The 13,598-nt window shown below is 64.8% G+C and carries 11 protein-coding genes and 1 tRNA gene; 6 read left to right on the plus strand and 6 right to left on the minus strand.

Annotated elements, in window-relative coordinates; all coding sequences use genetic code 11:
- Positions 1 to 51 precede the first annotated feature (51 nt).
- From KTJ87_RS09080 to KTJ87_RS09100, 5 genes are read right to left on the minus strand one after another with little or no spacing between them, the layout of a single operon-like run.
- Positions 52 to 531 (minus strand): UPF0262 family protein, encoded by a 480-nt coding sequence (locus KTJ87_RS09080; protein WP_267138801.1) that lies wholly within the window; start codon positions 529 to 531, stop codon positions 52 to 54.
- On the minus strand, positions 528 to 1,844 hold the full coding sequence (hisD, locus tag KTJ87_RS09085; protein WP_267138802.1) for a histidinol dehydrogenase: 1,317 nt from the start codon (positions 1,842 to 1,844) through the stop codon (positions 528 to 530). Before hisD ends, KTJ87_RS09080 begins: the two co-directional genes overlap by 4 nt.
- A gap of 4 nt (positions 1,845 to 1,848) precedes the next feature.
- Complete coding sequence (locus KTJ87_RS09090) at positions 1,849 to 2,328, minus strand: DUF2948 family protein (RefSeq protein WP_267138803.1); 480 nt, start codon at positions 2,326 to 2,328, stop codon at positions 1,849 to 1,851.
- Complete coding sequence (gene murA / locus KTJ87_RS09095; RefSeq protein WP_267138804.1) at positions 2,325 to 3,593, minus strand: UDP-N-acetylglucosamine 1-carboxyvinyltransferase; 1,269 nt, start codon at positions 3,591 to 3,593, stop codon at positions 2,325 to 2,327. The genes KTJ87_RS09090 and murA overlap by 4 nt, the downstream gene beginning before the upstream one ends.
- A 1-nt stretch (position 3,594) precedes the next feature.
- Positions 3,595 to 3,741 carry a hypothetical protein gene (locus KTJ87_RS09100; protein WP_267138805.1) on the minus strand — a complete coding sequence of 49 codons (147 nt, stop codon included), beginning with the start codon at positions 3,739 to 3,741 and terminating at the stop codon, positions 3,595 to 3,597.
- 84 nt (positions 3,742 to 3,825) lie between these two features.
- Between KTJ87_RS09100 and KTJ87_RS09105 the strand changes: the two genes are divergently transcribed.
- From KTJ87_RS09105 to KTJ87_RS09120, 4 genes are all read left to right on the plus strand, one after another.
- Positions 3,826 to 3,900: transfer RNA gene (locus tag KTJ87_RS09105), tRNA-Thr, on the plus strand.
- A gap of 92 nt (positions 3,901 to 3,992) precedes the next feature.
- On the plus strand, positions 3,993 to 5,573 hold the full coding sequence (locus KTJ87_RS09110; RefSeq protein ID WP_267138806.1) for a DUF6538 domain-containing protein: 1,581 nt from the start codon (positions 3,993 to 3,995) through the stop codon (positions 5,571 to 5,573).
- Positions 5,574 to 5,720: 147 nt separating this feature from the next.
- Complete coding sequence (locus KTJ87_RS09115; protein WP_267138807.1) at positions 5,721 to 7,169, plus strand: class I SAM-dependent DNA methyltransferase; 1,449 nt, start codon at positions 5,721 to 5,723, stop codon at positions 7,167 to 7,169.
- 607 nt (positions 7,170 to 7,776) lie between these two features.
- Entirely contained in the window at positions 7,777 to 8,412 is a 636-nt protein-coding gene (locus KTJ87_RS09120) for a recombinase family protein (protein ID WP_267138808.1), read from the plus strand.
- 204 nt (positions 8,413 to 8,616) lie between these two features.
- Here KTJ87_RS09120 and KTJ87_RS09125 read toward each other — a convergent pair whose 3' ends face one another.
- A complete protein-coding gene (locus KTJ87_RS09125) occupies positions 8,617 to 9,597 on the minus strand; it encodes a calcium/sodium antiporter (RefSeq protein WP_267138809.1) in 981 nt (326 codons plus the stop codon).
- A gap of 193 nt (positions 9,598 to 9,790) precedes the next feature.
- Between KTJ87_RS09125 and KTJ87_RS09130 the strand changes: the two genes are divergently transcribed.
- Positions 9,791 to 11,578, plus strand: coding sequence for an ABC transporter transmembrane domain-containing protein (locus tag KTJ87_RS09130; RefSeq protein ID WP_267138810.1), 1,788 nt, complete (start codon positions 9,791 to 9,793; stop codon positions 11,576 to 11,578).
- A gap of 97 nt (positions 11,579 to 11,675) precedes the next feature.
- Entirely contained in the window at positions 11,676 to 13,565 is a 1,890-nt protein-coding gene (locus tag KTJ87_RS09135; protein ID WP_267138811.1) for an acyl-CoA synthetase, read from the plus strand.
- Positions 13,566 to 13,598 lie beyond the last annotated feature (33 nt).

Consider the following 13,598-nt stretch of genomic DNA (forward strand, 5'->3'; position numbering starts at 1 on the left):
TGTGGTCGCAGCAGAACAGCACCGATTGGGGTTTGCCTGCGACCACCTTTGTCACCCGCCCCAATGCAGGACACAGATCAGGGTGAACAGGCGCCGCGCGGTGTCGATGTCGACCTCGGCCTTGCCCTCCAGCCGTTCCTGAAGGATGCGCGCGCCTTCGTTGTGGATGCCGCGCCGGGCCATGTCGATGGCCTCGATCTGGCTGGGCGGCAGCTTTTTCACGGCGTCGAAGTAGCTTTCGCAGATCTGGAAGTAGTCCTTGACCGCCTGTTTGAACGGGCCAAGCGACAGGTGAAACTGCGCCACGTCGGCGGCGGTCTCGGTCTTGACGTCGAACACTAGTCGCCGCTCGCGGATCGCGAGGCCAAGGTGATACGGCCCGTCCGGCGCATCGCGCCCGTCGCGTGCCGGGATGACAAAGCTGTTGTCCTCGAGCAGGTCGAACACGGCGACGCGCCGCTCTTGCTCGATCTCGGGCGTGGGCGGGGGCAGGTTGGCGTCGTCGACGTCGATGTGGCTGATGCGGGTCACGCCTCGCCCTCCAGGTCATTGAGCGCGTTCAGCCGCGCGCGCACCGACAGGCCATGCGCCTCCAGCGTCTCGGATCGTGCCAGCCGTTCGGCGGCGGGGCCGATGGAGCGCAGGGCGTCCGGCGTCATGCGCGCCATCGTCGTGCGCTTGAGGAAATCCAGAACCGACAGCCCCGACGAGAAGCGGGCAGAGCGGGCGGTGGGCAGGACGTGGTTCGGCCCGCCGATGTAGTCGCCGATGGCCTCGGGCGTCCACTGGCCCAGAAAGATCGCGCCGGCGTGCTTGATGATCGCCGCCAGTTCCTCGGGGTGCGCCACGCACAGCTCAAGGTGCTCTGGCGCGAACATATCCGACACGACCGCCGCCTCGCCCATGTTCTCGACGGTGATGACAGCGCCGTAGTCGCGCCAGCTTTTCCCCGCGATCTCGCGCCGGTCGAGCGTTTCCAGCCGCTTGTCCACGGCGCGGGCGACGGCAAAGCCGAAATCGGCATCGTCGGTAATCAGGATCGACTGCGCGCTTTCGTCGTGCTCGGCCTGAGACAGCAGATCAAGCGCGATCCAGTCGGGATCGTTGTAGCTGTCTGCGATCACAAGGATCTCGGACGGCCCCGCGATCATGTCGATGCCGACGCGGCCGAACACCCGGCGCTTGGCGGCCGCGACATAGGCGTTGCCGGGTCCGGTGATCTTGTCGACGGGGGCGATCGTCTCGGTGCCGTAGGCCATCGCCGCGATCGCCTGCGCGCCGCCGATGCGGTAGACGGTGTCCACCCCCGACAGCCGGGCGGCATACAGCACCAACGGGTTCGCGGTGCCGTCCGGCGTGGGCGCGCACATCGCCAGCCGCTCGACCCCCGCCACCTGCGCCGGGATCGCGTTCATCAGCATCGACGACGGATAGGAGGCAAGCCCACCGGGCACGTAGAGACCCGCCGCCGCGACAGGCGTCCAGCGCCAGCCCAGCGTTGCGCCGATGTCGTCGGTCCAGCTTTCGTCTTGCGGAAACTGCCGCGCGTGGTAGGCGCGGATGCGTTCTGCTGCCAACTCTAGTGCGGCCTTTTCGTCCGCGGGCACCTTGGCGCATTCCGCCTCGATTTCGTCGGGGGTGAAGGCCAGCGACTCGGGTGTCAGGTCCAGCCGGTCGAATTTCTGCGTGTAGTCGATCACCGCCTGATCGCCGCGCGCCCGCACGTCCGCGATGATCGCGGCGACCGTGTCGTCCACGTCGGCGCTGTCCTCGCGCTTCATCGACAGCAGCGCGTTCAGACGGTCCGCGAAATCGGCGTCGGCGGAATTCAGGAACTGGGGCACGGGTTCACTCCGGATGGGTCGGCTTGGCCTTTGACGGCGCGATATAGGGCCGGGTGACATCCTTCAATGTGACTTCAAGCGCCTCGACATCCAGCGCGATGGCGCCGTCGCCCGCGAGTGTCAGCAAAAGCGTGCCGGTGCAGTCTTCGCCCGGCTCGAACGCGACCGACAGGACGGACAGGATCGTGTCGCCGTCGGTGCGGTCGATGCCCTGCGAGCGGACCTTGAGAACGTCCTCGACCGCCAGCACGCTCTGCACCCTCTCGAAGGCGCGGCGGCGGGTCTCGGCGTTCGGCGCGTCTTCCCAGCGAAAGCGATTCAGCAGCAGGGCAAAGCGTCGTTCCTTCGGCAGCCATGTCATCTCGGTTGCCGGAAACACCGCGTCCTGCACCAGCGACGAGATCACCTGCAGGTCCTCGCCGTCCAGCGCGCGCAGGCGCAGCGGACGTTCCGCCGCGTCCTCGAAACGTGCATCCTCGGTCATGCTGCGCGCATCCGTTCGATCCTGGCGCCGCAGGCCGACAGCTTGTCCTCGACGCTCTCGTAGCCGCGATCCAGATGGTAGACGCGGTTCACCACCGTCTCGCCCTCGGCTGCCAGTCCCGCAAGGATCAGCGACACCGACGCGCGGAGATCGGTCGCCATCACCGGCGCACCCTTCAGCCGGTCAACGCCTGTCACCCTGGCGGTGCCGCCCGACACCTCGATCCGCGCGCCCATGCGCGTCAGTTCGGGCGCATGCATGAAGCGGTTTTCGAAAATGGTTTCCTCCAGCACGCTGGTGCCCTCGGCGGTGCACATCAGCGCCATCATCTGTGCCTGCAGATCGGTCGGAAAGCCCGGGAACGGCTGCGTGGTCACGTCCACCGCCTTGATCCGCCCGGTCTTGTGCGCCGCCTTCACACCGCGGTTGGTCTGGGTGATCTCGACGCCCGCCTCTTCCAGCTTGTCGGCGAAAGCGGCGATCAGGTCGCGCGATCCACCGACGCACTCCACCTCGCCGCCCGCGATGGCGGGGGCCAGCAGGTAGGTGCCCAACTCGATCCGGTCGGCAACGACGGGATGCGTGGCACCGCCAAGCGCCGCGACGCCGTGCACGACGATGGTGTCGGTGCCCTCGCCCTCGATGTCCGCGCCCATGCGGCGCAGGCAGCGGGCCAGATCGACAATCTCGGGCTCGCGCGCGACATTCTTCAGAACCGAGGTGCCCTTGGCGAGCGTCGCGGCCATCAGCACGTTCTCGGTCGCGCCGACCGACACAAGCGGAAACTCGAACTCCGCGCCCTTCAGCCCGCCGGGGGCCTTGGCGTGGACATAGCCGTCGCGCAGGTCCAGCGTCGCGCCAAGCGCCTCAAGCCCGCGAAGGTGCAGGTCCACAGGCCGCGCGCCGATGGCGCAGCCGCCAGGAAGCGACACCTCGGCATCGCCGTAGCGCGCCAGCAGCGGCCCCAGCACAAGGATCGAGGCGCGCATCTTGCGCACGATGTCATAATCGGCGCGGCGCGAGGTCAGGTCATGGCTCGCCATCACCAACACCTTGCCGTCCTGCAACGCTTGCACCTCGGCCCCGAGCGATTCCAGAAGCGCCTTCATCGTCTTGATGTCCGACAGGCGCGGCGCGTTGGTCAGCGTCAGCGGCGCGTCGGTCAGCAAGGTTGCGGGCATCAACGTCAGGCAGGCGTTCTTGGCCCCCGCGATAGGAATCTCGCCCTTGAGCGGGCCGTTCCCCGTCACCACGATCTGGTCCATGTCAGCTGTCCTTCTGCCCCTCGCCCGGCGTGCGCGCCCGGGCCTGCGCCTTGCGGCGCTGGATGTTTGCCTTCAAGGCCGCCTTGAGCCGCGCGTCGCGCGCCGAGGCAGGCTTTGCCGGTGGCTTCTTGTCCGTCTTGTCCGCCATTCCCGCCTCTCTAACGCACCCCTCCCGAAGCGTCCAGATTGCGCTTGCATCGAAAAACGAACGCCCGTAAAGACCCCGCCACGCGCTGCCGTAGCTCAGGGGTAGAGCACTCCCTTGGTAAGGGAGAGGTCGAGAGTTCGAATCTCTCCGGCAGCACCATTTCATCCCCTTGAAATGGCGTAAATGTCTGACATGTAAGTCGTTGCGACGCCTCCACTGGTACACGGAGGTAGTACACGATGAGGCCTGTCATGCCCCAACCCGTCAGGGTCGGCTCGACCTATTACTTGCGTATTCACGTGCCCAGCGACGTGGCCGAGAAGGCGCGGGGCATGAGAGTGTCGGTCCCTGTTGGCGACAGCTACAAGGAGATCAAGCTGAAGTCTCACGCCAAGGTCTCCCTCCAGACGAAGCAATGGGCAGAGGCGCGGCGGCGTTTTTCTGCCGCACTGGAAGCCCTTGATGGCCTTTGGGATGTCCTTCGCAACGAATTGACGCAGCTCACTCACAAGCAGGCCGTGGCGCTCGCTGGCGAGGCTAGGAACACCTTCATTGACTTGCTGGACGAAGAACCCGGCTCTGCGTCCCTGTGGGAAGACGTGGCAGAGGCAGACTTGGCGGCCAGACAGGGGCGCTTGAACGCCTTGGCCATCCCGAACGACACGACGCTGGCAATTGACCTTGAAAGGCGGTTCGGGGGATTGGCCAACGCGGTCCTGCGTCGCCGTGGGCTGGTCGTGGACGCTGGATCACGAGCGCGGTTGGTCACGCAGCTTTCTCAGGCGATGCAGGATGTGCCGTCCGTGAACAGGCGCAAGGCGCTGGGCGACTACACAGAAGATGGCAAGGCCAAAGCGTTTCCCTCGTTCGAGTCGTCGAAGCCGGAGCCGCCAGATGGTGGCGGCTGTGGTTGGACGTTCAAAGGCGTTATCGCCGACGAGGTCGAAGCACGGGCTGCGGGCCGGGAGGCGAAGCCTATGCCGAAGGCGACGCGGGCGAAGTTCGAGCGTCTGGCCAAGGAGTTCTCCAAACACCGGCAAAGCGACCGCGCCGACAACGTGACCGCCAAGGAGGTGGATAGCTGGAAGCGATCAATGCTTTCGTCGGGCGAGCTGAGCAACAACACCATTCGGCAGCGCTTGCAGAACCTCAGCGCCCTGCTTGAATGGGTTAGGAAGCAGTCTCTGGGAGAGCTATACACCACCGGCAATCCTGTGGCGGTGGTCCCCATTCCCGAAGCTGCCGCTGCCTCCAGCGAGGACCGTACGCTGAGGATGAGCGAAGCGCGAGCGATACTCAGGGCAGCACGAGAAGAGGCCAAGCCAACGCTTCGCTGGGTGCCTTGGATGTGCGCCTTTTCTGGTGCGCGGATCAACGAGGTCGCGCCTTTGGAGCCGGATGATTTCTTCCGGTACGAGGGCGCGTGGTACTACAACATCAGCACCATGGGTGGCCGCAGCCTCAAGAACGTCCACTCGATCCGCACGGTGCCGGTCCATCCTCAGTTGGAGGCCGAAGGGCTGATCCAGTTCGTGCAGCAGGTGAAGGCCGAAGGCGGCCGCAAGCTGTTCCTTGCCCGTTCACAGAACACCGTGGCGACTTGGGTGCGAGAAGAGGTCGGGCTGACCCGGAAGGAGCTAGCGCCCAGCCATGGGTGGCGGCACCTCTTCGAGGATATGGCGATGCGGTCAGGGATGTCGGACAGCGCCAAGACGTACATCACCGGGCGGTCGCTGGGGAAATCGGCAGAGCGCTACGGAAAGAGCGAGGTGATGCTGCCGGGGCTTGCTCGGGAGCTTACGAAAATTCCGTCATACCTGCCTGACGAGTGACGCCCTGAGCGCGGCTGAGAAGCGCCTGTATCGGCCTGTGGTCCATTGGTCGCCGATGGGCCTTCGTGCCGCTGAGTGAGGCGCTCAGCGCTTGTCTGCCCCGCTCTAAGATGCTGAATGGACGGCAACCAGAGGGAGCGGGGCCGCATGTACGAGAACGCGTTCAACCAGATCGAACGTCAACTGAGGGCCGAGGAAGGGATCGCGAACGAGCTGGACTACGTCGAGCAGACGTCGTGGGTCCTGTTCCTCAAGTACCTGCACGACCTCGAGACGGAACGCCGCGACCGCGCGGACCTCGAGGGCAAGGACTATGCCCCGATCATCGAGGGGAAGTACCGCTGGGATCGCTGGGCTGCGCCCAAGGTGAACGGCCAGTTCGACCACAACGCCGCGAAGACTGGCGAGGACCTTGTGGACTTCGTCACCGGCGAGCTGTTCCCCTACCTTGGCAGCTACCGCGAACGGGCCGAGGGGCCGGACACGATCCAGTACAAGATCGGCGAGGTCTTCACCGAACTGCGCAACAAGTTCCGCTCGGGCTACATCCTGCGGGACGTGCTGGAGGTGATCGACAGCCTCAGTTTCAACACCCAAGCCCAGCGCCACGAGCTGTCAGAGCTGTACGAGACGCGCATCCGGCGCATGGGCAACGCGGGCCGCAACGGGGGCGAGTACTACACCCCGCGCCCGCTGATCCGGGCCATGGTCAGGGTCACCGACCCCAAGATCGGCGAGACGGTGTACGACGGCGCGGTCGGGTCTGCGGGCTTCCTGTGCGAGGCTTTCGACTACATGCGGCGGGACGACCTGTCGGCGGCGGATTGGGACAAGCTGCAGCGCAAGACCTTCTACGGGCAGGAGAAGAAGAGCCTCGCCTACATCATCGGCATCATGAACATGGTGCTGCACGGGATCGAAGCACCCAACATCCGGCACACCAACACGCTCAACGAAGACGCCATGGGCATACAGGACAAGGACCGCCACGACGTGATCCTTGCCAACCCGCCCTTCGGCGGCGGCGAACGGCGCGAGGTGCAGCAGAACTTCTCCATTCGCACGGGCGAGACGGCGTACCTGTTCCTGCAGCACTTCATCCGCAAGCTGAAGGCCGGAGGCAGGGCGGCGGTGGTGATCAAGAACACCTTCCTCAGCAACACCGACAACGCCAGCGTCGCGCTGCGCAAGGAACTGCTCGAGGCGTGTCGCCTGCACACCATCCTTGATTGCCCGCAAGGCACGTTCCAGGGCGCGGGGGTCAAGACGGTGGTGCTGTTCTTCGAGAAGGGCGCACCGACGCGGCAGGTCTGGTACTACCAGCTCGATCCGGGGCGCAGCATGGGCAAGACCAACGCGCTGAACGACGACGATCTGGCCGAGTTCATCGAGCTGCAGAAGAGTTGTGCCGAGGGGCCGAAAAGCTGGACGGTGACGCGGGATGCCATCGACGGCGAGACCTATGACCTGTCGGTGAAGAACCCCAACGCGCCCGAGGCCGAGGCGCTGCGCTCGCCCGAGGACATCATCGCCGACATGCTGACGCGGGATGCCGAGACAGCGGCGATCCTCGAAGACATTCGGGGGATGCTGTGAAGGATGCAACGCCAGAAGGATGGTCCGAAGTGGCACTGGAGGATGTATGCTCCTTCGTGAATGGTGATCGGGGGAAGAACTACCCCGGTCGGAAGGCGTTTGTACGGTCCGGCGTGCCCTTCATCAACGCTGGACACATCAACAACGGAGTAATCAGTTGGGGCTGCATGGATTTTATTCCCGCAGATCGGTTTGATCTTCTCGGGTCTGGAAAAGTCCAGCGGGGCGACATTCTCTATTGCCTGCGGGGATCGCTAGGAAAGTTTGGAGTCGTCGATAGGGATGGTCCCGGCGCAATCGCTTCATCGCTTGTGATCGTACGGCCTGCCAAGTGTTTGGACGTCGACTACTTGGCCTACTACTTCCGCAGTTCACATGCATCCGACATGATTGGGCCGAAAGACGATTTTCCCCGTGTGCCCATGGACGGCCAACACCTCCCAAGAAGAACGACAAGGGTGGATGGTGGAGTGCCTCTCCACTGTCCGCATGGGTATACCCTAGAGGTCAGTCGTCGTGTTGGTGCCTGAGGTGTCCGCAAGGGTTGACTTTGATCAACGGACACATCACCTATCGGGCACCACCCAATCGGACACAAGGAGGGAACATGCCCAAGACAATCCTCTACGCAAGGGTAAGCACGGCAGACCAGACGCTGTCACACCAGAAGGCGCAGGCCGAGAAGGCGGGCTTCGTGATCGACGAGGTCGTGTCGGATCATGGCGTATCTGGCGTCTCGTCTGTCCTGAGTGACCGACCAGAAGGCAAGCGGCTGTACGACAAACTGCGCGAAGGCGACGTGCTTGTTGTTCGTTGGGTTGATCGACTTGGACGCAACTACCAAGACGTGACCGACACGATACGCGAGTTCATGCGCCGTGGCGTCGTGGTTCGCACGGTGATCAACAACATGACCTTCGATGGTGCAACGCGCGATCCGATGCAGGAGGCTGTACGAGACGCGCTGATCGCCTTCATGGCGGCATCTGCACAGGCGCAGGCAGAAGCGACCAAGGAAGCCCAACGGGCTGGCATCGACGCTGCCAAGGCCAACCCGCGAAAGTACCGAGGCAAGAAGCCGAGCTACGACGGTGATACGCTGGCCGTGGTCGTCGAGATGCTTGGACAGGGGGCAGGAGCCTCTTCTGTTGCCAAACAGACGGGCCTGTCCCGGCAGACAGTCCTCAGGATCAAGGAAGACCCTGCCGCTGCGCAGGCTGCACTTGAGCGCTGGGCGTCGTGATGTCTCTCAGTCTATTGATCTGTTGCCGGGCTTGAACGGCCCGGCCTCGGTTGGTACATGAACCTAGAGCATCAACTGGTGTCGCCTCGATATAAAGTTTAGACATATCAAGCACTTGCCGCATTGCCCAAGGAGTTCGAATCTCTCCGGCAGCACCAGTCTCCCTGAAAAATCGCGCAGATTGTGGCGCTGTATCGCCCGGCGTCATGCTGGCCAGATCAGGTAGACATAGCCCAGATACCCGGCCAGAAGCACCCCGCCTTCCGCGCGGCTGATCCGTCGGCCCGTGGCGGCAAGGCCGATCAGCGCGAACGACACGGCCACCATCAGAGGGGCGTCGAAGCGCACGATCTCTGCCGGGACCGAGCCCGGCGCGATCAGGGCCGTGGTGCCGCCGATGCCGAGGATGTTGTAGATGTTCGATCCGACGATGTTGCCGAACGCGACTTCGGTCTGCTTCTTCAATGCCGCGACGACGGATGTGACCAGTTCGGGCATCGAGGTGCCGACGGCAACGATGGTCAGGCCGATTACCGTTTCGGAAATCCCGAAGCCGCGGGCGATGGCGACCGCGCCTTCGACAAGGAAATAGCCGCCCAACACGACAAGTGCGAGGCCGCCAACGGCCGTCAACACCGACACCGCGACGGTCGGACCGGCGGCGACGGGCAGGGCAGGGTCCGTCATCTCGAGCGCGGCAGCCTTGTCGTGGACCGCCCCGTGACCGGATTGCTGCGGCTGCCGTTCCTGCCGGAACGCCAGATAGATGTAGCCCGCAAGCAGCGCGAGGAACGCGGCCCCGACCGCCCGCGTCATCGGCATCCACGCGGCAAGGGCGGCGAAGACCAGCGCCACGGCAATCATCACCGCACCGTCCCGTTTCAGCGCGGCCGAGGACACAACGATCGGGAAGATCAGCGCCGAGGCCCCGACGATCAGAAGGATGTTGGCAAGGTTCGAGCCGACGATGTTGCCGTAGGCGATGCCGGGCGATCCGGCCAGTGCCGCCTGAACCGAGGTCACGAGTTCGGGGGTCGATGTGCCGAAGCCCACCAGCGTCAGACCGATGACCAGCGGCGAGACGCCCAGCCGCGTCGCCACCTGCACCGCGCCGCGCACCAGGAATTCGCCGCCCACCACCAGAAGCACAAGGCCGCCCATCAGCATGGCCAGTGTCGTCAGCATGTCTCACCTCGTGCAATGCGCCGCCCGTTCGCCGGGCCGGTTCGCGCATAGCTCATGGGTGCGGGGCGGGACTTCAAGCCCATGCGAAAAATACAGTTGGACGCCGCGCGCACGGGGGGGGGTGCGACAGGCGCGTTCTTGCCGCCGGGCCGATCCTTGGCTATCTGCTGCCTGACGCAAGATCAGAGACCCCATGGCCGACGAGACAAACCCCCGCGACCGCGCGACATCGCGCAATTTCAGCGCCCTGCGCCAGCTTTGGCCGTTCATGGCGCCCTACAAGGCGCTGATGGTGGCGTCCGTCGTGGCGCTTGTCCTGACCGCGATGGTGTCGCTTGTCATGCCGCTGGCGGTGCGGCGCGTCGTCGACGGCTTCCAGACCTCGCTGGAGAACCTGCTCGACAGCTATTTCTTCGCGGCGCTGGGGCTGGCCATGCTGCTCGCGCTGGGCACCGGGCTTCGTTATTACCTCGTGACCCGGCTGGGCGAGCGGGTGGTGGCCGACATCCGCAAGGCGGTGTTCGCCCGCATGATCGGGATGAGCCCGTCGTTCTACGAACGCATCATGACCGGCGAGGTTCTCAGCCGCATCACCACCGACACCACGCTGATCCTGTCGGTGATCGGCTCGTCCGTGTCGATCGCGCTGCGCAACATCCTGATGCTTGTGGGCGGCATCGTTCTGATGCTGTTCACCTCGGCCAAGCTGACCGGCCTTGTGCTGCTGATCGTTCCGCTGGTGCTGGTGCCGATCATCATGCTGGGGCGCAGGCTGCGCGCGCTCAGCCGTGAGAACCAGGACTGGATCGCCAATTCCTCGGGCAATGCCTCCGAGGCGCTTCTGTCGGTGCAGACCGTACAGGCCTTTACCAACGAGGCCGCGTCGAACACGCGCTTTGGCGACGTGACCGAGCAAAGCTTCGATGCCGCCCGCCGCCGCATCGCCATCTCCGCCGCGCTCCGGGTGATCGTGATCGCGCTGATCTTCTCGGGCATCGTCGGTGTTCTGTGGGTCGGGGCGCGCGACGTGCGCGCCGACGTGATGACCGTGGGCGAGCTGGTGCAGTTCGTCATTTACGCCGTGCTCACCGCAGGTTCCGTCGCCGCCCTGTCCGAGATCTGGGGCGAATTGCAGCGCGCCGCGGGCGCGACCGAGCGGCTGGTGGAATTGCTGAACGCACAGGACAGCGTGAAGGACCCCGAAGACCCGGCGCAGTTGCCGGAGGTGGTGAAGGGCGCGATCAGCTTCGAGAACGTGACGTTCCACTATCCCACGCGCCCCGAGATCGCCGCGCTGGACGGTGTGTCCGTGCGGATCGAGCCGGGCGAGACGGTTGCCATCGTCGGCCCCTCGGGCGCGGGCAAGACGACCATCATCCAGTTGCTCTTGCGTTTCTATGACCCGGGCAGCGGCGCGATCCGGCTCGACGGCAAGGACTTGCGCGATCTCGAACGCTCTGCCTTCCGCCGCCATATCGCGCTGGTCCCGCAAGACCCGGTGATCTTTGCCGCGACCGCGCGCGAGAACATCCGCTTCGGTCGTCCCGGCGCCAGCGATGCCGAGGTCGAGGCCGCCGCGCGCGCCGCTGCCGCACATGATTTCCTGTCGGCGCTGCCCGACGGCTATGACACCTATGTCGGCGAGCGCGGCGTGATGCTGTCGGGCGGCCAGAAGCAGCGCATCGCCATCGCCCGCGCGATCCTGCGCGACGCGCCCGTGATGCTGCTGGACGAGGCCACATCGGCGCTGGATGCCGAAAGCGAGCGCGCGGTGCAGGACGCTGTCGACGCGCTGGCCAAGGGCCGCACGACGCTGATCGTCGCCCACCGTCTTGCGACCGTGAAAAAGGCCGACCGCATCCTTGTCTTCGAGGCAGGCCGCATCGTCGCGGATGGCACCCACGCGTCCCTTGTGGCCGAGAACGGGCTCTATGCCCGGCTGGCGCGGCTGCAATTCACCGAAGGCATGGCCGCCGAGTAATCCCGTTTCGCGGCGTCACACTTGCGTTGCATTCTCGCCCGCACCACTTTGTGTGCAGGAAAAGGCCCGGCCAAAGGGTCTACGGGAGGGAGACGACATGGGAGAATTCGCCAGCGCCGCGGACCGCGACCGCATCACCGACGAGATGCCGTGGAACAAGCGCGACGTCGCAACGACGTTCTACGAGCTTTTGTCAAAGACCGCGGCCGCGCACCCCGAGCGCAATGCCGTCACGTTCCAGATGTTTTCCGGCCCCAAGGACAAGGCCGAGACGGTCACCTGGCGCGAATTGCTGGAACGGTCCTGCCAGTCGGCCAACCTGTTCCGGTCGCTCGGGATCGGGGAGGGCGATGTCGTCGCCTTCCTGCTGCCGAACTCGAACGAGACGGTCTATACCCTGTTCGGCGCGCAGATCGCGGGCATCGTGAACCCGATCAACCCGCTGCTCGACGCTGAACAGATCGCGGCGATCCTGCGCGAGACGAATGCAAAGGTCCTTGTCACGCTGCGCGCCTTTCCCAAGACCGACGTGGCGCAAAAGGCCAATGAGGCGGTGGCGTTGGCGCCCAACGTGCACACCGTGCTCGAGATCGACCTCTTGCGCTACCTGACCGGCCCGAAAAAGCTGATCGTGCCGATGATCCGGCCCAAGAACCCGCCCAGGCACAAGGCGCGCGTTCTCAGCTTCAACGCGGAAATGGCGAAGCAACCCAAGACGCTTGAGTTCGAGGATGCCACCACCGACCGCATCGCGTCGTATTTCCACACCGGCGGAACGACGGGCATGCCCAAGGTCGCGCAGCACAAGTATTCCGGCTTTGTCTACAACGGCTGGATCGCGGACCGGCTGCTGTTCACCGAAAAGGACACGCTGATCTGTCCGCTGCCGCTGTTCCATGTCTTCGCGGCGGTCGTGGTGCTGTCTGCGGTCGCCTCGACCGGCGCGCATGTGGTGTTCCCGACGCCTGCGGGCTATCGCGGCGACGGCGTGTTCGACAACTTCTGGAAGCTGATCGAACGCTGGAAGGTCACTTTCGTTATCACCGTGCCGACCGCCCTGTCCGCGCTGATGCAGCGCAAGGTCGATGCCGATGTCTCGTCGCTTCAGGTCGCGTTCTCTGGCTCCGCCCCGCTGCCGGTGGAGCTGTACAACCGCTTCCAGAAGGCGACGAACGTGACCATCGTCGAAGGCTACGGCCTGACCGAGGCGACGTGTCTTGTGTCCTGCAACCCGCCCGAGGGCAGCAAGAAGATCGGATCGGTCGGCCTGCCGTTCCCGCACACCGACATCCGCATCCTGCACTTCGATGCCAGCGGCGCCGTGACCAAAGAATGCGCGCCGGACGAGGTCGGCGAGATCTGCGTCGCCAGCCCCGGCGTCTTTGTCGGCAATACCTACACCGAGGTGGCCAAGAACAAGAACCTCTATGCCGATGATTTCCTGCGCACGGGCGATCTGGGCCGCCTCGATCCCGACGGCTATCTCTGGATCACCGGCCGCGCCAAGGATGTCATCATCAGGGGCGGCCACAACATCGACCCGGCAATCATCGAAGAGGCGCTGCTGAGCCACGAGGCCGTCGCCTTTGCCGGTGCGATCGGCCAGCCCGACGCCTTCGCGGGCGAGTTGCCTTGCGTCTATGTCGAACTGGTGGACGGCGCGAGCGTCACCGAGGCCGACCTTCTGGATCACGCGAACGCCCATATCCACGAGCGGGCGGCGCATCCCAAGTATCTCGAAGTGCTGGACGAATTGCCCAAGACTGCGGTCGGCAAGGTGTTCAAGCCCGACCTGCGGCGCAAGGCGATCACCCGCGTCTACAACGCGGCTCTGGCGGGCGCCGGATTGAAGGCCGAGGTCACCGAAGTGATCGAGGACAAGAAGCGTGGCCTTGTCGCGCGTCTGCACAAGACCGGAGAAGTGGACGAGGACGCGGTGGCGCATACGCTGGGCGAATTCACCCGGCCCTGGGAATGGCGCAGCTGATCCAGCAGGCGACGGGGGCCTTTTGCCCTCGTC

It is taken from the genome of Anianabacter salinae, assembly GCF_019061145.1.
GTDB classification, from domain to species: Bacteria; Pseudomonadota; Alphaproteobacteria; order Rhodobacterales; family Rhodobacteraceae; genus Anianibacter; species Anianibacter salinarum.